Annotated in this window: 18 protein-coding genes; 7 read left to right on the plus strand and 11 right to left on the minus strand. The window is 44.2% G+C overall.

All coding sequences use genetic code 11. From position 1 onward, the window contains the following. Nucleotides 1–72: 72 nt before the first annotated feature. The 6 genes from pheT (at nucleotide 73) to COR50_RS01720 (ending at nucleotide 6,562) form a co-directional block, all read left to right on the plus strand. Nucleotides 73–2,508 carry a phenylalanine--tRNA ligase subunit beta gene (gene pheT / locus COR50_RS01695; protein ID WP_098192368.1) on the plus strand — a complete coding sequence of 812 codons (2,436 nt, stop codon included), beginning with the start codon at nucleotides 73–75 and terminating at the stop codon, nucleotides 2,506–2,508. Between the two features lie 4 nt (nucleotides 2,509–2,512). Continuing rightward, nucleotides 2,513–2,812 (plus strand): hypothetical protein, encoded by a 300-nt coding sequence (locus COR50_RS01700; protein WP_098192369.1) that lies wholly within the window; start codon nucleotides 2,513–2,515, stop codon nucleotides 2,810–2,812. A gap of 23 nt (nucleotides 2,813–2,835) precedes the next feature. Next, nucleotides 2,836–3,129, plus strand: coding sequence for a cell division protein ZapA (locus tag COR50_RS01705; RefSeq protein ID WP_098192370.1), 294 nt, complete (start codon nucleotides 2,836–2,838; stop codon nucleotides 3,127–3,129). Between the two features lie 205 nt (nucleotides 3,130–3,334). After that, nucleotides 3,335–4,897: a ribonuclease Y gene (gene rny / locus COR50_RS01710; protein WP_098192371.1), complete on the plus strand. Its 1,563-nt coding sequence runs from the start codon at nucleotides 3,335–3,337 to the stop codon at nucleotides 4,895–4,897. 183 nt (nucleotides 4,898–5,080) lie between these two features. Further along, the gene (locus COR50_RS01715) at nucleotides 5,081–5,701 is read left to right on the plus strand and encodes a 3-keto-disaccharide hydrolase (protein WP_232516252.1); all 621 of its coding nucleotides are present in this window, start codon (nucleotides 5,081–5,083) and stop codon (nucleotides 5,699–5,701) included. Nucleotides 5,702–5,875: 174 nt separating this feature from the next. Beyond that, the gene (locus COR50_RS01720; RefSeq protein WP_098192372.1) at nucleotides 5,876–6,562 is read left to right on the plus strand and encodes a TIGR04283 family arsenosugar biosynthesis glycosyltransferase; all 687 of its coding nucleotides are present in this window, start codon (nucleotides 5,876–5,878) and stop codon (nucleotides 6,560–6,562) included. Between the two features lie 147 nt (nucleotides 6,563–6,709). Here the strand turns inward: COR50_RS01720 and scpB are convergent, their stop codons facing one another. From scpB to COR50_RS01745, 4 genes are all read right to left on the minus strand, one after another. Further along, nucleotides 6,710–7,774 (minus strand): SMC-Scp complex subunit ScpB, encoded by a 1,065-nt coding sequence (gene scpB / locus COR50_RS01730; protein ID WP_098192374.1) that lies wholly within the window; start codon nucleotides 7,772–7,774, stop codon nucleotides 6,710–6,712. A gap of 129 nt (nucleotides 7,775–7,903) precedes the next feature. After that, nucleotides 7,904–8,788, minus strand: coding sequence for an ATP synthase F1 subunit gamma (gene atpG, locus COR50_RS01735; protein ID WP_098192375.1), 885 nt, complete (start codon nucleotides 8,786–8,788; stop codon nucleotides 7,904–7,906). A gap of 168 nt (nucleotides 8,789–8,956) precedes the next feature. Beyond that, nucleotides 8,957–11,047 (minus strand): beta-L-arabinofuranosidase domain-containing protein, encoded by a 2,091-nt coding sequence (locus tag COR50_RS01740; protein WP_198405757.1) that lies wholly within the window; start codon nucleotides 11,045–11,047, stop codon nucleotides 8,957–8,959. 538 nt (nucleotides 11,048–11,585) lie between these two features. Next, the gene (locus tag COR50_RS01745) at nucleotides 11,586–12,167 is read right to left on the minus strand and encodes a DJ-1/PfpI family protein (protein WP_098192376.1); all 582 of its coding nucleotides are present in this window, start codon (nucleotides 12,165–12,167) and stop codon (nucleotides 11,586–11,588) included. Nucleotides 12,168–12,555: 388 nt separating this feature from the next. Here COR50_RS01745 and COR50_RS01750 point away from each other — a divergent pair, with 388 nt between their 5' ends. Beyond that, entirely contained in the window at nucleotides 12,556–13,914 is a 1,359-nt protein-coding gene (locus tag COR50_RS01750; RefSeq protein WP_098192377.1) for a 3-keto-disaccharide hydrolase, read from the plus strand. Nucleotides 13,915–14,582: 668 nt separating this feature from the next. Here COR50_RS01750 and COR50_RS01760 read toward each other — a convergent pair. The 7 genes from COR50_RS01760 to COR50_RS01790 form a co-directional block, all read right to left on the minus strand. Then, nucleotides 14,583–15,527, minus strand: a complete 945-nt coding sequence (locus COR50_RS01760; RefSeq protein ID WP_098192378.1) for an NAD(P)H-dependent flavin oxidoreductase — start codon at nucleotides 15,525–15,527, stop codon at nucleotides 14,583–14,585. A 29-nt stretch (nucleotides 15,528–15,556) separates the two neighbouring features. Then, nucleotides 15,557–16,552 (minus strand): sugar phosphate nucleotidyltransferase, encoded by a 996-nt coding sequence (locus COR50_RS01765; RefSeq protein WP_098192379.1) that lies wholly within the window; start codon nucleotides 16,550–16,552, stop codon nucleotides 15,557–15,559. Nucleotides 16,553–16,800: 248 nt separating this feature from the next. Then, nucleotides 16,801–20,211 (minus strand): ThuA domain-containing protein, encoded by a 3,411-nt coding sequence (locus tag COR50_RS01770; RefSeq protein ID WP_098192380.1) that lies wholly within the window; start codon nucleotides 20,209–20,211, stop codon nucleotides 16,801–16,803. Nucleotides 20,212–20,286: 75 nt separating this feature from the next. After that, nucleotides 20,287–21,021: a ThuA domain-containing protein gene (locus COR50_RS01775; RefSeq protein WP_098192381.1), complete on the minus strand. Its 735-nt coding sequence runs from the start codon at nucleotides 21,019–21,021 to the stop codon at nucleotides 20,287–20,289. Between the two features lie 60 nt (nucleotides 21,022–21,081). Continuing rightward, complete coding sequence (locus tag COR50_RS01780; protein WP_098196063.1) at nucleotides 21,082–21,792, minus strand: 3-keto-disaccharide hydrolase; 711 nt, start codon at nucleotides 21,790–21,792, stop codon at nucleotides 21,082–21,084. A gap of 272 nt (nucleotides 21,793–22,064) precedes the next feature. Beyond that, complete coding sequence (locus COR50_RS01785; protein WP_098192382.1) at nucleotides 22,065–22,466, minus strand: c-type cytochrome; 402 nt, start codon at nucleotides 22,464–22,466, stop codon at nucleotides 22,065–22,067. 79 nt (nucleotides 22,467–22,545) lie between these two features. Further along, a complete protein-coding gene (locus COR50_RS01790; protein ID WP_098192383.1) occupies nucleotides 22,546–23,604 on the minus strand; it encodes a sugar phosphate isomerase/epimerase family protein in 1,059 nt (352 codons plus the stop codon). Nucleotides 23,605–23,632: the final 28 nt, after the last annotated feature.

The raw sequence follows: 23,632 nt of genomic DNA on the forward strand, positions 1-23,632 counted from the left end.
AACAATTTAATCGATTTACAAAAATGTAATACACCCTTCCCCCCGGAAGGGTTCATAATAGAAGGAAAACAAATGACGATTTCGTACAACTGGTTATGTGATTATTTGCCGGTAAAACCAACACCGGAAGAGCTTTCCGTGATTTTGACAAGCATCGGGCTGGAAGTTGAAAATCTTGAAAAATTTGAAAGCATCAAGGGCAGCCTCGAAGGCTTGGTGATCGGGGAAGTATTAGAAACGGCCCCCCACCCGAATGCCGATAAACTGAAGTTGACCAAGGTAAATGTTGGCGGCACCGAACCGCTGTCCATCGTTTGCGGCGCTCCCAATGTTGCTGCCGGTCAAAAAGTAGTGGTAGCCACCGTGGGCACAACGATTTATCCCCAAAACGCTGAGCCCCTAACGATTAAGAAAGCTAAAATTCGCGGGGAAGAAAGCTTCGGGATGATTTGCGCCGAAGATGAAATAGGCCTCGGATCTGGCCATGACGGTATCATGGTACTCGATGCAAACCTGGTACCCGGCACCCCGGCGGCTGACATATTCAAACCCGCACAGGATTATATTTTCGAGATCGGCCTTACTCCCAACCATATGGATGCCATGAGCCATATCGGCGTTGCCAGGGATGTTTGTTCCTATCTCAGCAACCATAACGATGAAGGCATCACTTACCTGGCGAAAAAGCCGGAAATTCCAAGCGTAGCTCAAGCCAGCACGCAATTCAATATCAATGTACATGTTGAAAACACCGCGGCTTGTCCACGTTATTGCGGTATCACGCTAACAGGGATCAAGGTAGGGCCGTCCCCGGCTTGGATGGCGGAAAGGTTGACGGCAATCGGTGTTCGCCCGATTAACAACATCGTGGATATTACCAATTATGTCCTGCACGAAACCGGGCAGCCACTACATGCCTTTGACGCTTCTAAAATCCAGGACAATACCATCCGTGTTAAGAACCTACCGGCGGGAACACCTTTTATTACGCTAGATGGGAAAGAGCGGAAACTCGATGCAGCGGACTTAATGATCTGCGATGGAAAAGATACTCCCCTCTGTATTGCCGGGGTATTCGGAGGGCTAAGCTCCGGCGTGACCGATGACACGGCCGAAATATTCCTGGAAAGCGCCCTGTTCGCCGCTGATGGTGTGCGCCGTACCTCACTGCGCCATGGATTAAGAACTGATGCCGCGACCCGCTTTGAAAAAGGTGTTGATATCAGTAATGTACCTTATGCCCTGCAAAGAGCCGTAGCATTAATGGCAGCATTAGCCGGCGGCAGTACGGCATCCGACTTGAGTGATGCTTACCCTAAGCCAGTTGACAAGGCAACAGTTGAAGTAAGTTTTGCATATATAAATAAATTAAGCGGGCATATTTATGATCCTGCGAAAGTAATTCGTATATTAGAAGCATTGGGATTCGAAATATTATTGAATGATGGCGCGCAACTTAAATTGGCCGTACCTTATCATAAGACCGATATCAGTATCCCGGCAGACATCGTGGAGGAAGTATTGAGAATAGATGGATTAGATAATGTTCCGATCCCGGCCATGATACAAGTTGCCCCCTCGATGGCTGCGCAGCCCAACCCGGAGATGGTGAAAGAGAAAATCGCGGATTATTTGGCCAGCAATGGTTTCAACGAGATTTTCACGAATTCCATCACCAACAGTCAATATTTTAGCGAGGAGGTGAAAGCCACCACGGTGAAAATGTTGAATAGCTTAACCGTTGAGTTGGATGTTATGCGTCCTTCTATGTTGGAAACAGGTTTGGAAAGAATTGCATATAACATCAACCGGAAGAATGAAGATTTATTATTCTTCGAATTCGGGAAAACCTACAGGCAAAAGGCCGTAGGAGAATATGAAGAGAAGAATCACCTGGCCTTGTACCTAACGGGGAATAAACTCCCTGAAAACTGGATGCACAAGCCCGAAGCAGTGGATTTCTTCTTTTTAAAAGGATACGTTCTCAATATCATGGTACAACTCGGCATGCAAAAATTTAGCTGGAGCGAGTCGCAATATGCAGATTTACAGCAAGCCTACGAGTTGAAAGTGAAAAATCGCGCCGTGGCAACAATAGGTTCCGTGCACAGGGCAAAACTAAAAGCCTTCGACATAAAACCTACGGTATGGTACGCCGATATAAATTGGGATGAAGTATTACAACTGGTACAAAAGAGCGAAAAATTCTACGAAGAGATTCCTAAATTCCCGGCAGTACGCAGGGACTTAGCCCTGGTGCTGGATAAATCAGTGAAATTCTCAGATGTAGAAGCCGCCACCAAGGCAGTTAAATCGAACTTATTACAACAAATCAACTTGTTCGACGTTTTTGAAAGTGAGAAATTAGGAAATAATAAAAAGTCTTACGCCGTGAGCTTCACATTCTTAGATCCACAAAAAACATTGACAGATAAGGAGATTGATGCCGTAATGGATAAGCTCGTACAGACTTATGAATCAAAATTACAGGCGATTATCCGGAAATAAGTAAATGGAAATAGACCAGTACATACAAAATATTGAAAACAAACTGCACCTGGTGTTAAAAAAGTTGCAACAGGTGCAGGCTGAAAATGCGTTGCTGAAAGAGCAGGTAGGCTCGCAAGAACAGGAAATTCAATTACAGTACAAGGCTATTGCTGAGATGGAAAACCGGCTTAAAACGGTGGCCATCGCCCATGCAGCCCATTCCCAATCCGACGATAATGAAGCTTTTAAGAAGGAGATCAGGGGCAAAATCAATGAATACATTCGAGAAATTGACCGGTGTATAGCACTGCTCAGTGCTTAACACACCCAACAAACCAAAACAGTATGGACGAACTTATTCCAGTGAATATCGTGGTTGCAGACCGGTCTTACCGGATCAAGATCCGCCCGGAAGAAGAAGCCGACGTAAGGCGCGTTATGAAAGAGGTCAATGAAAAAATCATTGAATTTAAAACGGCCTACGCCGGCAAAGACATGCAAGATTTCATTGCCATGGCCCTGATTATGTATGCTACCCACCCCGTTACGAACGCGGGTAAAGCACAAGCACAAACATCACCCTTATTAAAAGAAAAATTAGAGCACTTAGAACAGTTACTGAACGCACATTTGGGTTAATATTTCACGGCTTTCCCCCAAGAAATTCCAAGTTTTGCCCCGGTCACACACCTTCCTTGTGTCTTAATTTATTCATTATCACAACATCTCCTGACTTTTGCTGCCATTTTTTTGTATTTTCGCGGGTCGGCTCTCTACCTTGTTGAAGATGCAGAATTAGATAACAGGTTGAGAAGCATTAAAATAAATTTTATAAAATAGATATATGGATTTATTAATAACTGCCATAATAGCTGTAGTTGCACTAGTAGCAGGTATTTTTTTAGGGAAAGTGATATTTGCCAAGAACACGCAGCACAAAATTGATGAAGCGGAACAACAGGCCCAGAAAATAGTGGCCGATGCCAAGGTGAACGCGGAAAACATTAAGAAAGACAGGATGTTGGAAGCGAAAGAAAAATTCTTACAACTGAAAAGTGAACACGAGAAGGAAGTGCTCCAACGCAATCAGAAAGTTGGCGAAGCAGAAAACCGCATCAAACAAAAAGAACAATCCCTCAATCAAAAAACCGAAAACTTACAGAAGCAACTCCAGGAAAACGAGGCCATCAAGGAAAACTTGGCCCGCCAAATTGAACTGGTAAACATCAAGCGTTCAGAACTGGAAAAACACCAGGAAGAACATATCCGCCGCCTAGAGAAAGTGGCCGCTTTAACTGCCGAAGAAGCACGCGCGCAGCTGATCGAAAGTTTGAAGGAAGAAGCACGCTCCCAAGCTATGTCGCATATCCAGGACATCATCGAGGAAGCTAAGCTGAAAGCTAACAAGGAAGCAAAGAAAATCATTATTCAGTCTATCCAGCGTACTGCTGCCGAGCAAACCATCGAGAATGCCATCACGGTATTTAACTTGGAAAGTGACGAGATCAAAGGTCAAATCATCGGTCGCGAAGGTCGTAACATCCGTGCCATTGAAGCTGCCACCGGTGTTGATTTGATCGTTGACGATACCCCTGAAGCCATCGTATTATCTTCTTTCGATCCGTTACGCCGCGAGATCGCCCGCTTGTCCTTGCAACGCTTAGTGCAAGATGGACGTATCCACCCTGCCCGTATCGAGGAAGTGGTCGATAAAACGAAGCGCCAATTAGAGGAGCAAGTGATGGAAATCGGTGAGCGTACCATCATCGAACTCGGTATCCACGGCTTACACAAAGAGCTGGTCAGGATGGTTGGTAAGATGCGCTTCCGCTCTTCTTACGGTCAAAACCTGCTGATGCACTCCAAGGAAACGGCCAACCTTTGCGCCGTGATGGCGGCAGAATTAGGACTGAATCCTAAGCTGGCAAAACGTGCCGGTTTGCTACACGATATCGGTAAAGTACCGGATGAAGAAACAGAATTGAGCCATGCCCTACTGGGTGCTAAATTGGCTGAAAAATACGGTGAACATCCGGCAGTAGTGAATGCTATCGGTGCACACCACGACGAGATGGAAATGCAATACGTTATTTCCCCGATCGTACAGGCTTGTGACGCCATCAGCGGCGCCCGCCCAGGAGCACGCCGTGAAATCATGCAAAGCTACCTGCAACGTATCAAGGACTTGGAAAATCTTGCCATGGCCTACGATGGCGTTGAAAAAGCTTATGCCATTCAAGCCGGTCGTGAATTACGCGTAATCGTTGAAAGTGAAAAAGTAACGGATGCAGATGCAGATCGCTTGTCATTCGACATTGCAACTAAGATTCAGACCGAGATGCAATATCCCGGGCAAATCAAGGTTACGGTGATCCGCGAACGCCGCGCCGTAAACGTAGCAAGATAACAGCATCTAACTATATTTATAACCCGTCATTTGGAATTGACCAAGTGACGGGTTTTGTTTTATTGACAGGGCAATCATTAACATTCTTCCTTGAAATTAGCCCTTAATAAACAGGCGCTTGCTTGCACTGAAAGAAAATACTATCTTACTAGCATACTAATCATCCACACAAAATTTCCGATTATGAGAAAATTGGCCATGAGAAGGGCAATTACGGTAGCTAGCTTATGCCTGGCCCTAGTGATCGCTACCAGCGCTACTCTAAGTAAAAAAATTAAGTTATTCAATGGTAAAGATCTTACCGGATGGACGATCTACGGCACAGAAAAATGGTATGTAGATAACGGTGAGCTGGTTTGCGAAAGCGGCCCTGATAAAGAATACGGCTACCTTGGTACCGATCAAAAGTTTAAAGATTTTGAACTGAGCTTACAATTCAAACAAGAAGCTGATGGCAATAGCGGCGTGTTCTTCCATTGCTCAATAGAAGGAACAAAAATCACCGGGTGGCAAGCAGAAGTAGCGCCACCGAACATGTCAACTGGCGGTATTTATGAATCTTACGGTAGGGGTTGGTTGATTAAACCTGATCCGGCTAAAGACAAATACCTGAAAATGGGTCAATGGAACAAGATGAAAGTTCGCGTTGTAGGTAATAAAGTAACCACTTGGTTGAACGGCCACGAGATGATTACTTTAGAAGATGCCAAGATCGGTTCCGTAGATGGTCAAATTGCTTTGCAAATCCATGCCGGTGGTGGTATCAAGGTTCGTTGGAAAAACATTGAAGTGGTTAAATTATAATTTGAGGCATATCACACGAAAGTGTAAATCTGCATCCAACCAGAACTTTCTGCAATCCAATTACGTATTATTATACTGATGTATTTTGGATATTTCCAATAGTACAGCCGCACCTCTTTCGAAGAGATGCGGCTGTTCCAGTCTTATGAACAACCAATGTATTAATCTATATGCATGACCATTAGTGTGATCATACCCACATTTAATAATGCATCCAACATCAAGGACCTGATTCATGATTTGTTTGCTTCCCGGCATCCCGCTATATGCGATTTGATCGTTGTTGACGGCGGCAGCACGGATCAAACCGTCACGCTTGCTTGTGAAAGTGGCGCCAGGGCCTTGCGGTCACCCATTAAGGGCAGATCTGCGCAAATGAATTACGGCGCCGCTTTGGCGCAGGGGGATATTTTCCTATTCTTACATCCCGAAGTCCGCATTTACAAAGGTTATGTTGATGATATTTTACAGTTGATGCTACATGCCGACCTGGGTTGTTTCCGGTTCAAATATCAAACGGGGAAGATCATACCTAAGATCGGGGCATGGCTTGGCAGGATAAGCGCGATCTTTAGCAATTCCGTTCGGCAAAGTTTATTTATACGCAGGAATGTTTTTGAGCAGCTGGGTGGTTTTAACAATGACAACCCTATCTTGGAAGATTATGAATTTATCCAGCGGGGCAGGGCCTATTTCAGGTTTAAGGTTATTAAAAGACCCATTATCGCTAGCAGTAAAAAATTCGATGAGCATTCTTATATCAAGGTACAATTCGTGAATTTGATCGTACTACTTATGTACAAGACGGGCTTTCCTCAACAAAAGATCATCCAGTTTTATAAACGGAGGTTGCATAGGTAGCTTCCGGTCGCAGTCTGGTCACGGTTGCCGCCGCCGGTCGCAGTTGCTGCCGCCCGGTCACGGTTGCCGCCGCCGGTCGCAGTTGCCGCCGCCGGTCGCGGTTGCTGCCGCCCGGTCACGGTTGCCGCCGCCGGTCGCGACCGGCGGTCAATCATCCTCGTCATCTTCTAGGGATCTTTCTATATCTCCTTCGCGGTTATCTTCTTCCTCTTCTTCTTGTTCAGCTTCATCGTAGGCTTCCTTTTCATCGTCATCGGCATGTTCAATAAATTCGTCCAGTTCGCTGGGACGATCTTCGAAATCACCGGATTCTTCAAATTCTTCATACTCTTCGAAATCATCCTCGTCGCTGTCATCGTCATCATCATCATCCCCGGGGATAATCGCTTCATTAGTCGGCTGACTTTCAGCGGAGAGATTCTCTTCTGTCCAAATTTCAGGCTCGTCTAACAATTCGGGATCCGGGGGCGCTGCATTTTCATCTATGGAAAGTTGCGGGAACTCGGCAGCATCATCATTTTCTAATATTATCGTTTCGGCCTCTATCCTCAATTCTCCATCATTAGACACAACGAAGCGACCGCTTTCGTCCAATTCACCATTTGCGGCATCTGCCGCTATTGCATCGCCATTCCCGTCAATCAGGGTGGGCTGGATTAAATCTTCGTCGAATACTTCTTTCAATTTAGGCAGATCATCAGGCGAGTTGAGCCCGAAATAGTCCATAAATGCTTTAGAAGTGCTATATAACAATGGTTTTCCAGGCAATTCCTCACTCCTTCCTGAAATCACGATCAGATCCTTTTCCAATAACTTTTGAATAGAATAATCAGTGCTTACCCCGCGGATATACTCAATTTCACCCTTAGAAATCGGCTGGCGGTAAGCCACGATCGCCAAAGTCTCCAAAGCCGCTGTAGATAATCGCTTCAAGAATTTTTCACCATTTAATTGAGCTACCGTTTGATAATATTCCTTTTTGGTAAGGAACTGGTAGCCACCACCGCTTTCCCTTATTTCGAAGGCATAGAATTCACTATTATATTTTTCTTTGATCGCTTCAATGGCAGTTTCCACCTGTTCGTTGGTGGCGCGATCTTCCAAGAAAGCCATGGCATTGTTCAACAGTTCCGAGATTTCCGGTACTGGCAATGGCCTGTCAGCCGCAAAAATGAGGGCTTCAACATGGGGAATTAATTGTGAAATTTCCATAATCGCCGATTAAGAAGGTTATACGATATTATGCTTCTAAAAAAAGAGGTCAAAGACTAAGTTACAGTCTTTGACCTTCTCTAAAAAATATAAAATAAAGTATGTTGATTTCTTGTGAAAAACCCTGCATTATGCTTCGAGGGCAGCAGCGCCACTAACGATCTCGGTAAGTTCTGTAGTGATCGCGGCCTGGCGGGCACGGTTGTAAGAGATTTTGAGCGTGCGCAACAATTCGTTGGCATTCTCTGAAGCCTTATCCATCGCCGTCATACGGGCACCATGCTCGGAAGCATGCGAATCTAATACCGCTTTAAAGAATTGTGTATTCAAGATTTTAGGCATCAATTCTTCGATCAAGGTATCTTTTTCAGGTTCGAAGATAAAATCGGCTTTTAAACCGCTATTGCTTTCATTTTCAACCTTTGCGATCGGCAAGAATTGTTCTGCAACGTATTCTTGCGTGGCAGCGTTGATGAACTGGCTATAAATAATTTCTACGGCATCGTATTTACCGGAAACAAAGCCGTTCATAGCAGTTGTAGCTGCATCTTTTACAGCATCGAAGGTAAGATCGGTAAAGATCGTCCAATGGCTATCTACAACGGTGTAACCGTTCTTAGTAAAGTGCTCGTAAGCCTTTTTACCGATTGGCATTACATCTACTTGACCTTTAGCGAATTGAGCGGCGTATTTATCACGGATCACCTGTTTTCCCAACTTGATTAAGTTGGTATTAAAAGCGCCGCACAAGCCCCTGTCTGAAGTAATCACCACCACCAACACATTTTCAACGGCTCTTTCCGCAGCTAACGCGCTATTGATAGAACCTTCGCTATTGCTGACAATGTTTTGCAACATTTCCTGCAATTTTACAGCATAAGGGCGCATTTGCGTAATGGCATCTTGTGCACGTTTCAACTTAGCGGCACTTACCATTTTCATGGCCTTAGTGATCTGCTGCGTACTTTGAATGGATTTTATACGATTACGAACCTCTTTAAGTTGTCCAGACATATTCTTTTAAATATTTATAAGGCGATATTTCGCCCCTCAATTTGGCTGCAAAGGTAAGTAAAGGCAGCTTAATTTGAAAATGAATATCAATGAAAATTATAGAAAGATTTAAACACTGATAACCAACGAATTACAAATAATATATTGCAGCCAGTTCCCGGTTATTTACTAATGTACTACCGGGAATTCGGTAACTCTCAAGGTAGTACAACCGTAAGGCACCAGGGTAATCTCCTGTTCAGCCCCTTCGGTTGCTACGAAAGGCATAGGTAATGGCCCCGGCATATTATTATAGATCGTCCAAGAAGGAATTTTCTTCGCTTTAGCTACCAGGTGGATGGGCGCACCGCTTAAATTCCACGGATATTGATCTCCCGGTATGTCTTTCTTAACAACTTCGAAGCTGGTATTGGGCGACTGGATCGCTTTTTCAACTAAACCATAATTCCAATCATTGCCCGGCAGCACTTCAAAATATTCCCCGTATTCATCATCATGATGTTTCTGCCAATGCTCTTCTATTTTAAGTGCATATACTAGTGGACCGCGTTCTACTGCGACCGACTGCTCTGCCCAACGGCTAATTTCAATATCCATCGGGAACGTGACATTCACGATATCACCATCTTTCCAAAGACGGTTCAATTTAAGGATTGTACCCCTTTGTGCAATCTGTTCAATCGGCTTACCGTTTATTGAAACCCTTACTTTCTTTGCCCAGGTAGGTATGCGCAGGTGTAAAGGAAAAATTACGTCCTTGCGAGTGTTCACTTTAAAGCTAACCTGGTCATCAAATGGATATTGCGTTTCTTCTACGACCCTGATTTTTTGTCCGCCGGGTAATGTCGTATTAAGTTCACTGGGGCCATAAATCAAGGCGGCCACTCCACCATCCGCGGTTTGATACCATAGGTTTTGTACTAATTTAGGCCAGCCCTGGTGCATATTGGCGGTACAGCATGTATAACCGGTCAATAAGCCGTAAACCAGGTCCGTAGCTTTGTGTGAATTATCCTCGAAAAAATTCCTTTTCGTTTTGGTAATCATCACCTGGTTAGCAGATTGGAAGTACTGCCTGTAGTTAAAATCATCTGTTGCCTGTGTCGGCATAGCATTGTAGGCTATTTTTTCCACCTGGTCGGCAAATGAAACGTCGCCTGTAACGGGCAACATGCTTTCCAAGGAGAACAGCATTTCCACGATGGAGCAAAACTCAATACCTTGCGTAGGGGCATTACCATGCAAAGGTTCATCGCCGCCGTACATACCTTGTGCTTGCCCGTGGAATAGCCTGATGTCTTTCAATGCGCGCTTTACAGCCGTGATATAAATTGAATCGGGATCTTGCTGGTAGTAAATCACCGGTGTTTTTAATCCCTGGGCAAAGTTTACGCAATGGAAGCTTTGAAGCTGCCCTACATGCATTTGCCGGGTAATTCTTTTATCGTAAGGATAAGAGTTCCGGATATTATAAGGATATAAATGCGATAGATCGGCCGAAGCTTTCGGAAAGGCATTCATAAAAATATCCGTATAAGGATATGTTTGTTCGTACAAGAGTGTCCCCAGGTCCAACAAATACTTTTCCCCGGTAATGTTGTACAGCCAGTACACTACCATCAAGTTATCAGCACCCCTGCGGTTCGCCCAAAAGCTCCAGGTGTCCAAGGGTTTTTGGGGTAATGTTTCCAATTGGTATTTGAAATATTTGGATAAAGCCTTGATCACTTTTTTATCCCCGGTAGCCTCATAATATTGTTTCAACACTTTCAGCATCACCATGCGCGGCCACCAGTCTTCCGCGGGCTCTTTTTGTAATCCCGGCTCATAAGCAGTTTTCTCCTTGGGTGGTAAAGGGCCGATATATCCATCCTTGCGCTGATGTTCTAATGTCCAGTCAACCCAATGTTGTACTTTTTCTTGCAAGGCTTTATCATTTGTAAGATAAGCCAGTGGCAGCAAACCATCGATCCAATAAGGGCCACGCTCCCAGGCATCGCCATCGCCGCCTAACCAAGCATTCCTGGAACCGACTACTTCGGCATAACGTTCGTCGAGGTGACCGGTCATCCCCGATTTCATCCGGTTCAACTGTTCTTCTAACCAACCATGCGCTTTAATTTGCCCCAGGGGTAATTCCATGTAAGGATTTTGATGTAAGGGTGCGCGGTTTTGTATTTGTGCCCTGGCCGTAATCGTAAATAAACCAAGTATCAAACTGCTACTTAGGATGCATATAAAGGCATGTTTTCTCATCATTATAACGCGAGTTGAAGTCTTTTGAAAAAGCGGATTCACAGATGGGTTCAAGGGTTTTCCATCATTACAGATTAAAAATAATACATAGGTTAGTTAATGTCAACTTCGGTCAGCTTTTATCATTAAATCAATTGATAAGCGGAAAATCGGCAATATTTAAATTCATTGTTGTCCGACTAAATTTTAACCGGGGAGCAATTTGATCCCTCAATAGTTCGATTCAATGTTCATCTGCTTGTTTCTTGTACTTTTTTGCTTGCCCAAAAAAGGGCACAAATTGGCCATTACGGCCACCAATTTGATCGCTCGATCTGGCCTTTCTACTACTGTATGGCCAAGCTACCCTTCGCTATCAACGGTGCGAAGTTCCACGGTTCTCTTGGCGGGTGGTGAATGTATCATCCTTCGCTTATATCCTTGACCAGGTAAGGAATTCAAGTACCTTTAAAGCATTTTTAGCCGGACAACAATGATTTAAATTTATAAAAAATCCCGGCCATGATCCTAGCCGGGATTTCTAGCACTTACCCTTAGGGAATTATAAGATGATCTGCGTGCCGAGTACTTTTAAAAATTCCGCGATCCATTGCGGATGCCCCGGCCAAGCAGGTGAAGTTACCAGGTTGCCGTCTACCACCGCTTCGCTGGCATTTACAGATTCATATTTCCCTCCGGCCATAGTAACTTCGGGACCAACCGCGGGATATGCGGTTAAAGTTCTTCCCCTTACAACATCCGCCGCCGTTAATATCTGGATGCCGTGGCAAATGGCGGCGATGGGTTTGTTCTTTTCCGCGAAGTGTTTTACAAATTCAATCACCTTTTTATCCAGTCTTAAATACTCTGGAGCGCGGCCACCAGCTAATACGATCGCGTCATATTCTTCCACTTTAACATCTGAAAAAGTGGTATTCAAGACGAAGAAATGTCCCGGCTTCTCGCTGTAGGTTTGGTCGCCTTCGAAGTCGTGAATAGCGGTAATAACCTTTTCACCGGCGGCTTTACCCGGGCAAACAGCATGCACATCATGACCTACCATTTGCAGCATTTGAAAGGGCACCATGGTTTCGTAATCCTCGGCGTAATCGCCGGTCAGAAACAAGATCTTTTTTTGAGCCATTGTAAGATATTTTAAATGTTGTGGAATCCCGGTTATTAACAATTCTTTCGTAGATTAGGTTAACGGCATATGAATTTACTAAATTGCACCCAGCTACCCGTTGAAGGAAACATATCTTCACAAAACCTTCACATCTGCCGGGAAGCCGTTCAATTCAGACCGTTCATCAATAAAAATCATCATTCAACAAAAACGGCTACCATTCTAGCTTTTATAAAATTGCAAACGATTGCAATTTATTCGGAATGTTCTTATATTGCGGTTAGATTAATTTACGAAATAAAGTCCTCGGTATTGGGGGATTACCTGGACTATCTTAAAATATTACACCATCGACCGGCTATGTTATATTCCCCGTATAACAGGAATGCCAACAAAATTTCAGTTAATGAAAAAATACATCCTGCTTGGTGCAGCTCTAATGGTTGCCCTGGGTACCACGGCCCAACAAGCAAAATGGACATCACTATTCAACGGAAAAAACTTGGATGGTTGGAAAAAACTGGGCGGGAAGGCCACCTACGTTGTGCAAAACAACGAAATCATCGGTAAAACCGTCACCGGGACACCTAATACTTTCCTTGCTACGGAGAAAGACTACGGGGATTTTATCCTGGAGTTGGAATATAAATTGGATCAAGACTTTAACTCGGGCATACAGTTCCGTAGCCAAAGTAAAGCCGATTATCAAAATGGCCGCGTATTCGGTTATCAAATGGAGATTGATCCTTCCAGCAGGCGTTGGAGTGGAGGTGTGTACGAAGAAGGCCGCCGCGGTTGGTTGTACCCATTAGACTTGAATCCCGTGGCACAAAATGCTTACAAACCGGGTCAATGGAATAAATACCGTATCGAATGTAAAGGTAGCACCATCCGTACTTTTATTAACGGTGTTCCCGCTGCACACGTGATCGATGAGGAATTACCCAGCGGCTTTATCGCTTTGCAAGTACACGGTATCGGGAACCATAAATCTGACGAAGGGAAAACGATCCGCTGGAGAAACATCCGTATCATCGAAAATCCCGGCGCATCACAATTCAGTCCTTTAGATGATATTTATGTTGTCAATAATATACCTAACAATATTTCTGCACAGGAAGCTAAAAATGGTTACCGCTTATTATGGGATGGCAAATCAAGCAAGGGTTGGAGAGGCGCTTATAAAGATGCCTTCCCCGCTAAAGGCTGGAGTATCAAGGATGGTATCCTGAGCGTATTGGCCAGTGATGGTGCAGAGTCAACCAACGGTGGTGATATCGTAACTAATGAACAGTTCGCGGCATTCGATTTGGAGTTTGACTTCAAGTTAACAGAAGGCGCCAACAGCGGTGTTAAATATTTTGTTACAGAAAGCGAGAACAATAGCGGTTCGGCCATCGGTTTGGAGTACCAAATTCTTGATGATGCGAAGCACCCGGATGCGAAATTAGGCGCCGTAGGTAACCGTACCTTGGCATCACTTTATGACCTGATACCGTCCATGCATTTCACGAACTCGCACAAAGCTGTAGGTGAATGGAATCACGGTAGGGTGGTAGTTTATCCTGACAACCGCGTGGAGCATTGGTTGAATGGGCACAAGGTAGTGAGTTATGTACGTGGCGATAATATCTACAAGGCCTTGGTAGCCCGCAGTAAATATGCGAAGTGGCCGAATTTCGGCATGGCCAGAACCGGGCATATCTTGCTGCAAGATCATGGTAATGCGGTAAGCTTTAAAAGTATTAAGATTAAAGTTTTATAATCATACCTTTTTTGAAATAGTAGTACTATTTCATTGTTCACTGTTTTTCATTTGCATCCCGATTCTTCGGGATGTTTTTTTTGTGCCCCTCCAAGGTAAAATTTAAAATTAAACTGGGAAGTGCTAAAAAGTCTTGGTTAAATTCGATTGATCCGGAGCAATGGTTAAAAGAGATAAGGGGAGGTTACGATGCATGAGGCTGTTTTATTAGATAGCAGTTTCTTTATTAGATTTTTAAATGATGCAGATCCGCTATTTAAAAATGCTGATGGCTATTCCAGGTATTTCCTTGAAAAAGAAATAACCATGCTGATTTCAACTATCAGCATAGCTGAATATTGTGTCGGGGGCGACTATAATGAATTACCATTGAGAAATTTACAGATTATACCCTTCAACTTAGATCATGCCAAACAAGCGGGTGCTTATGCCAAGATTTGCTTTAAACAAAAAAATAATCTTCGATTAGATAATAGAAATATAATTCCAAACGATTCAAAACTATTTGCGCAAGCCGATATTGACAAAAGAATAAGTTATTATTTATCATCTGACACTTCTAGTTATACCCTTCTAAAAAAAGAAATCAAGGCCAATTTTAAATTTTATAGACCTTCATATTCCCCATCACCAAACATTCGGGTTACTGGATCTTTAATAGCCTGCCTTCATCTATCGCACATCCGCTTCAAAGTATCCTTATATTCTTCCCACATTTGTACTAGCACCTCCGCCGCCGGGCGGATCGATTGAATCAACCCGCATACTTGCCCGATCTCCAGCTCACCTTCGGCCAGGTCACCTTCAAACATGCCCTTTTTGGCCCTCGCCCTTCCTAATAATGCTTTCAACTCTTCTTCTGATGCACCGCGCAGTTCGGCCTCTTTTACTTTTGCAGCAAAGTCGTTTTTGAGCAAACGCACAGGCGCCAATTTTTTTAACGAAAGTAGCGTATCCCCTTCTTGCGCCTTGACAATAGCTTCTTTAAAATTTAAATGCGAGGAGGCTTCCGGTGTTGCAACAAACAGGGAACCCACTTGCACGGCATCCGCCCCCAGGGCTATAGCAGCCGCCATCGCCTTACCGCTAGCAATGCCACCGGCTGCAATTACGGGAATCCCAACGGCTTCACAAACACCGGGAATCAATACCATCGTAGTGGTTTCATCACGACCATTATGCCCGCCCGCTTCGAATCCTTCAGCCACAACTGCATCTACACCGGCTTCTTCACTTTTCTTCGCAAATTTGGCGCTGGATACTACGTGCACTACTTTGATCCCCGCTGCTTTCAACTTCCCGGTCCAGGTCTTAGGATTACCGGCAGATGTAAAAACAATAGGAACCTTTTCTTCTATAATGATATCCATCAATTGATCGATATCCGGGTACAATAAGGGTACGTTTACACCGAATGGCTTCGCCGTAGCTTGTTTACATTTTTGTATATGCTCGCGTAATACTGCCGGGTACATGCTCCCTGCGCCTATCAGCCCCAGGCCGCCGGCATTACTTACTGCCGAGGCCAAGCGCCAGCCGCTAGCCCAGATCATACCCGCTTGTATAATGGGATATTGAATATTAAATAACCGGGTAATTCGATTTTGTTGCATCTGCCAAATATAGGCAATTCACCTAAGTATCAACCCAGGTCGATCTCGGTATTATCCCCGATATTCAAACTTTGGCTTAAGCCACGGATATTGGCATCACTCCCGATCAAGGAAGATTTCAAAACCACTTCGTACAGGTTACTATAAGACCCGATGATGGAATCTTTGACGATAGAGTAGTTAACGACGGAATTATCGCCGATGGCAACATTCGGGCCGATGATGGCATTCTTAATATTACATCCTTCACCGATACTTACCGGTGGGATGATGATTGTATTTTCAAAAGGAATAATTGGCGAACTATTATATGGACGATATTTTTTCAGCATGATGGCATTGGTCTCCAGCAAGGTATCTTTCCGGCCGCAATCGAACCAGTTGGCCACTTTGAAAGCATGAAATTTCACGTCGCCTTGGATCATGCATTGCAATGCATCCGTAAGCTGAAACTCATCATGCGATTTAATCTGCTGCTTGTAATTCTCTTCCAGGCAATCGTATAATTGTTTCGTTTCCCTGATTTTATACAGTCCTACCAAAGCCAGGTTCGTCTTAGGTATCTGCGGCTTCTCGATAACACGGGTGATCGTTCCGGTATCATCCACTTCGGCAACCCCGAAATTCCTGGGATCGTCTACTTTTTTAACACCCAGTATGGAAGTCGGCGCATCGATAACCTCTTTAAAATCGCATTCACAAATCGTATCTCCCAATACAATTAATATTTCATCATTCTTTACCACTTCACGGGTCAACAAGATCGCGTGACCGGTACCTTCCCTGGCATTTTGCTGTACGAAATGGCAAGTTAATTCCGGGTATCTTTTTTCAACATAATGTTGAATCTTCTCGCCGAGGTAACCTACAACGAAAACAAATTCGCGGATACCGGCTTCTACCAACTGATCCACGATAATGCTGAGGATCGTTTTTCCCGCCAATGGTATTAATGCCTTCGGTTGTGTGTATGTATGCGGACGTAGCTTGGTGCCAGCTCCAGCTACAGGTATAATTGCCTTCATTTTTTGCAGTGAATTAGGTTTATTGTTGTATCAATAAATGATACGAAAAATCCTTATAAATTATAGTTCGTACCCTCCCAAGTACGAATCCAACAAGGGTGAAATTACTGTAAATTTAGGGAAACCATACTTTATGACCATTTATTAGGCTGATATTTTTGTGTGATTTCCATCGATCTACCCTCATATTAATAAAAAAAATAACCGTCCCGGCAGGAATTACCGGGACGGTTATAAATATCAAAAAACTACTTAGATAATAATTGGAATGCCATGATTCCTAACGGCTTAGATTCAGATGGATCGGTAGGTTCGATTTCAATAAGCAAGGTACGTTTACCTTCTGCTAAAGCAGCAAATGTGAAGGTTACCTTGTTAGCTTCCATCGGCTTAACGTTCCCACTTCCGATCACGGCTTCACCTAAAGGCTCGGAGTTACCGTTAGATTCGGCAAATGCCTTCAGCCTGTAACCATGCTCCAGCGGCGCCTGTACGGAGTAGATGATCTCCAAACCGTTTACTTGCCCCAAATCAAGGTCTTTATAAAGCACTTCGCTCTTAGCACCCGGGATCAAGAAACGTTGGCCGTTATACTCGACAGCGGAGGCACCTTCAGCCTCTGAATAATTCGCAGCTTGGATTACTGGAGATTGCAATGTTGCAGCACCTGTACCAGTTAATGGTTTGATACCTACACCACCCTTATCGGTATAGCTGGCAAATAGGTAGAATACGCCGTTCGGCTTCATATCTTTCGCGGAAACAGGCATCACTGTTCCGGCAACCGGTAAAGACTTCGGCTTATTCTTCGGATCTTCCCCTAATGAGAAGATGTATTCCACGATTTGTTTTGCATCGCCTTCACTCAAGTCCGGGTGAGCGCTCATCGCCGTTTCGCCCCAAACGCCACCGCCACCATGGATGATTTTTTCAACCAGGTACTTGCTGGAGTTGGGTTGTTCGCGATATTTATTTGCAACCAGCATAAATGCAGGCCCGATAGAGGTTTCATTTACCTTGTGACAAGTTTTACAATCCAAGGATTCCATGATGCTTTTTCCTGCCACGGCACCCGAAATGATTTGGTGCCCTTGTGGTAAGGCAGCCTTGTCATGCCCTTCCATGTAATCGGTTTTCACGAAAACATTCGCAATATCTAACTGCCCGGCAGCGAGGCTCCCGTCTTCCTTATCGTTGATATCAACTGAATATTTGACAGCTTTGCCGGGGAAGTAAAATTGTTGGTTCCCATCGATCTTAACCGTAACATCCGGTGTTTCATTACCAGCGTACACTTTTACGGAGTTACTGCGAACATACGCGCCCTTATCATCATAAACCTCAACATTTACATCGTATTCGCCTGGAACGTTAAAAGTATGTTCAACTTTGGGTTCTTCTGTAGAGGTTTTATTTCCACCACCGAAGTTCCATATGTATTTCAGTTTATCGCCATCAGGATCGGAGGCTTTCACTTTCGCTACCATCTTGAAAGGTACAGCGCCGGTTAGCTTCTCTACTTCCATCGTAGCCACGGGTGCACGGTTGCCCCCGTTGTAATCGATACGGGCTAAACCGGCATCAGGGTTTTGAGAGAACCAGCCATTACCGTATTCCAGTACATACAATCTACCATCAGGCCCCATTTCCATATCGATCGGCGCGTTAAACTTAGTAGAAGGCATAAAGCGCTCCATCTTGGAGAAGTTGCCGTCTTTGTCCATCGTAACGGCCATGATCCAACCACGGATCCAATCGTAGATGAAAAGTTTGCCGGTATAATAATCGGGGAAACGTGTTTTTTCAGGATAAAATTCAGGGTAATAAACCGGGCCTGCTTCCGCGTTCCTACCTCCACTACCCACGATCGGGAACTCCGGTGACTCGGCATAAGGATACCAGATGAAAGCCGGGTGCGCGGGCGGTAATTCTTTCAAACCGGTATTGTTCTTGGAATCGTTGATCGGTTTTGCCGGGTCAAACGCCGGGCCGCTTACACCTGTTTCATAGTCGTAATCGCGGTACGGTTGGTTATTAGCGATGAATAATGGATAACCGTAGTTACCCGGTTTCTTTGCTTGGTTAACTTCATCATACCCCCTCGGGCCACGATCCGGGTTGTCTTCGTTAGCATCAGGACCAACTTCGCCCCAATACAGGTAACCTGTTTTTTGGTCTACGGAAATACGGTAAGGGTTCCTGGTACCCATCACGTAAATTTCAGGCCTTGTTTTATCAGATTTACCCGGGAAGAGGTTCCCTTCTGGAATGCTGTAAGAACCATCTTCATTGACTTTAATCCTAAGAATTTTACCACGCAAATCGTTAGTATTTGCGGAAGAACGCCTGCCATCGTACTGCGTATGACCAGGGCGATCATCTAAAGGAGCAAAGCTCTTAGTAGTATATTTTTGGTTTGGCTCATCGAATGGCGTGGTGTTATCACCCGTAGAAAGGTATAATAAACCATTGGGTCCGAAAGCTAATGAACCACCTGTATGACAACAAATTTGTCTTTGTGAATAGAATTGTAAGATCATCTTCTCTGAAGACATATCAATCTTATCATCCTTATAAATAAACCTTGACAGGCGGTTTACCGAAGTATCTTTAGGAGAATAGAAAATATAGATAAAATTATTTTCCTTGAATTTAGGATCGGCAACGATCCCTAACACCCCTTCTTCCGCATTCACATTCGGGACATCCGTCTTATAATAAACATTTAAGAATCCTGCTTGGGAAAGCTTCTGCGTGGCGTTCTTAAACAACATGATTTCACCTCTTCTTTGTGCAACCAAGATATCCAGGTTAGGTAAAATCGTCATCTCGGTAGGCTCAAAGAACTGCCCGGTTACCAATTGTTGCTTGGTAAAACGATCTTCACTCGGCACTCGCAAAGTAGTAGCCTTGCTGTAATCCAAGTAATTATTTTCACCGATGGCATACTTGATACCACCCAGGATATGTTGTAAGAATTTATCTTCAGTATAAGATGCTACCGTATGACCTAAAGCGGTATAAAACGCGCGGCCGCCATCGAAATCATGGTACCAGCTCACGGGGTGATCTTTACCCATGGCGCCACCTTTATAGGTAGACTCGTCGAGGTTCATCAACACTTTTACATCCTTATTTAAATTCTTGAAATTATACCATTCATCGGTATGCTCCCAAGTATCTCCCAACATGCTGGTAGCGGGAAAATTCTTATCCGTGATGTGAATTGTTGCCTTGTGAACTCCCGGCGGGTGATTGGCAAACTGGGCGCCGGCTAACTTGTTATACCAACCCCATTCGTATTCCGTATCCGTAGCGGCGTGAATACCGACGTAACCGCCCCCGGCTTGGATATATCTTTCGAAATCCGCCTCTTGATAGTTATTCAATACATTCCCGGTAGTATTCAGGAAGATCACAGCGGCATATTGCTGTAAAGTATCTTCGTTGAATTTCGTGGCATCCGTAGTAGTATCCACCAGGAAACCATTCTCGTCACCTAGTTTTTGAATCGCTGCTATACCGGCCGGTATAGACTCATGATGAAAGCCTGCCGTTTTCGAAAAAACGAGCACCTTGGGTTTTCCTTCCCGTTTCTTAGAGCAACTCACCGAAACGACAACGATAGCCAATAGTAGAAGAACATACAGTTTTTTCATGGTAATGAGAAGTTTGTGTACGCTTAGTTGATTATAAATGAACGTGGAAAATACCAGCCTTATAAATTTAAGTGGTTATTTTGATTTAAAAGAATTTTTACCAAAAGCATATTGCAATCCACCCCAAAGATGTTGTAAAAACAACGGGTCATCATAAGATGCTTCCGTATGTCCCATAGCGGTATAAAACATCCTGCCGCCTTCAAATTCCTGGCACCAAGCCAATGGATGTTCACGGCCATTCTTACCACCTTTGTAAGTAGATTCATCCAATAACATCAATATCCTGATACCTGGACGGATATCCTTAAAATTATACCATTCGTCTTTCCTGATCCATTCTTTAGGCAGATGCGCCGTAGCGGGATGATCGGGATCTACAACACGGGTAGTCGCCACCTGTTGTTGCGGGTGATCCGTAAAATAAGCGCCTATAAAACGCCCGAACCAAGGCCAATCAAACTCGGTATCTGTTGCCGCATGCACGCCTACAAAGCCGCCACCTGATCTAATATATTGTTGGAAAGCCTCTTGCTGAACCTCATTGAAAATATCGCCCGTCGTATTCAGAAATACGACTGCTTTATATTGTTTCAAACTTTTTTTATTGAAAACGGAAGCATCTTCCGAGGTATCCACATCGAAATGATATTTCTTACCGAGTTCAATAAAAGTCTTTTTCCCTACATCGATACTACTATGGCGGAATCCAGCAGTTTTACTGAAGACCAAGATCTTGGGTTGTTTGACCGCGAAAGCGAGAAGGCTACAACAACAAAGCAAACAAGAAAAGAAGAATTGTTTATTCATCAGGATAAGAGTAGCTTGGAAAGAACAACGGCAACATGTTGTTGCCGTTGTTTGATATCATTATAATTGTTTTATCTTGATATTGCGGTACCAAACCTTGTTGCCATGGTCTTGCAAAGCAATTTTCCCGGTATCATACACACCGAAGCCTGCCCAGTTTTTGAACTTGCTACCAGCTACTAACTTGTTCCACTCGTCGGTTCCCATCGTAGTTTCAACAGTTTTTACGCCGTTCAGGTAGAAAGTAAGGTGCTTATTATTTTTAACGATACGCACTTTATTCCATTGTCCCACAGGCTTGGTAGCCCTTTTAGGAGCAGGGATCAGATCGTAGAGATCGCCGGAATTGTGCTTGTAGATTTTACCATCGGGATGTTTGTCATCATCCAGCACCTGCATTTCTGGACCAGTCAAGTAAGTAGCGCCGTATTTAGGATCTTCATGTACGCTGAAGATGATACCGCTGTTACCGCCTTCGGAGATCTTCCACTCCAAAGTCAACTCGTAATTTGTATATTCATCGTTGGTAACGAGGTCGCCACCGTGGCTACCTTTTTGTTTATCGAGTACGAGGGCGCCGTCTTCGATTTTCCAAGCATCCCCAACATCAGATTTCAGGTAGCTATGCCAACCGTTGGTTGTTTTTCCATCGAACAATAAAACCCAACCTTGCTTTTTTTCTTTTTTGCTAAGTTTAGTTTTTTGCGCAACGGCAGTAGATACATACATGATAGCACCAAGAGCCAACGCAGTAGAAAAGAAACGTTTCATAATCGGATATTTTTTCCTGTTTTTGTGATTTTTATCATTAAGCTTCTCCTGCAATAAAAAAGCAACAGGAGCGAATTAAAAATCGTTAGAAAAGTATTGATAAAATTCGGTTTTGCATAACAATTAAGCGTCATTCATAATGCAGCCTTACCGTTCATCCCAAACCGGGCATTTGAACCCTAATAAAAAAGAAAAAACCTTAGCAATACCCGTAAGTTTTACACAAAGAGAATCACTAAGATTTTTAAAATAATATAGATACTAAACGGCTCCTATTTAGCCGGGCCGTAAGTTTCCAAGATATGCTTGGCTACTTCTTTAGCATCATCTTCTGTAAAGTTGGAATGCGGCGCCATGGGAACTTCGCCCCAATTACCGCTCCCCCCGTTGATAATTTTATCTGCTAAGAATTTTACATTCTTGTCGTTCAATTCGTATTTAGCCGCGATATCCTTGAAAGAAGGACCCACCAATTTGCTTTCCGGTTTGTGACAAGTTTTACAATCGGAACCATCCATTAGTTCTTGGCCGCTTTGTTGCGGGGCCACCATGGAATGATCTTCTGCCGGGGCAATACCTGCACCCTCATCCTTTTTTTCTTCCTTGGCGCCACCACCACAAGCCGCCAGGAATAAGGCACTCAAAAAAAACGGTGCCAATAATCTTTTTCTCATTGCTTGACTGTTTAATTACTGTATTGTAATAAATATCCTTACCATTTTTACAGCCGGGATAATCGCCCGGCTGCTTATATTAAAGACCTAATATACGACGATTGAAGTTTTCATCGGCGCCCGTACCTGCGAAATCATCGAAAGCACGGTCCGTTACGCGGATAATGTGGCTGGCAATAAACGGCGCGCCCTCTTTAGCGCCGTCTTCGGGGTGCTTCATGCAACATTCCCATTCCATCACTGCCCAACCATCAAAATCATATTGCGTGAGCTTACTGAATACCCCCTTGAAATCTACCTGTCCATCGCCTAAAGAACGGAATCTCCCGGGGCGATCGATCCAAGATTGGTAACCGCCGTACACGCCGGAGCGACCCGTAGGGTTAAACTCCGCATCTTTTACGTGGAAAGCCCTGATCTTTTCGTGGTAGATATCGATAAATTCGAGGTAATCCAAGCATTGCAATACATAATGGCTCGGGTCATAGAGTAAACACGCACGGTTATGATTTCCCGTTGCTTCCAGGAAACGTTCGTAGGTAATACCATCGTGTAAATCTTCACCCGGATGGATTTCATAACAGAGGTCCACACCGCTTTCATCGAAGGTATTCAAGATCGGTAGCCAGCGGTTGGCCAGCTCTTTAAATCCCGTTTCCACTAAGCCGGTGGGACGTTGCGGCCAAGGATACACCGTGGGCCATAAGAGCGCCCCGCTAAAGGTAGCGTGGGCTTTCAAACCCAGGTTCGCACTGGCTTTGGCAGCGTATTTCAACTGTTGAACAGCCCATTCGGTACGGGCTTTCACATTGTTAGCTCCACGTAAATTTTCAGGGGCGAAACCGTCAAACATTTCGTTGAACGAAGGATGCACGGCCACTAGTTGCCCTTGCAGATGCGTACTCAATTCCGTTATCTCCAAGCCTGCCTCCTGCACGGCACCTTTCAATTCATCTGCATACGTCTTGCTTTCCGCAGCTTTTTGCAAGTCGATCAGGCGCGTTTCCCAAGTAGGAATCTGAACACCTTTATATCCTAATCCCGCGGCCCATTTACAAATATCAGGAAGATTATTGAAAGGGGCTTGATCTCCCATGAACTGCGCCAAGAAGATACCGGGACCTTTTATTGTTTTCATAATACGATTTCCAATTTAAGCATCAAGA

Source organism: Chitinophaga caeni (assembly GCF_002557795.1).
In the GTDB taxonomy this organism is placed as follows: Bacteria; Bacteroidota; Bacteroidia; order Chitinophagales; family Chitinophagaceae; genus Chitinophaga; species Chitinophaga caeni.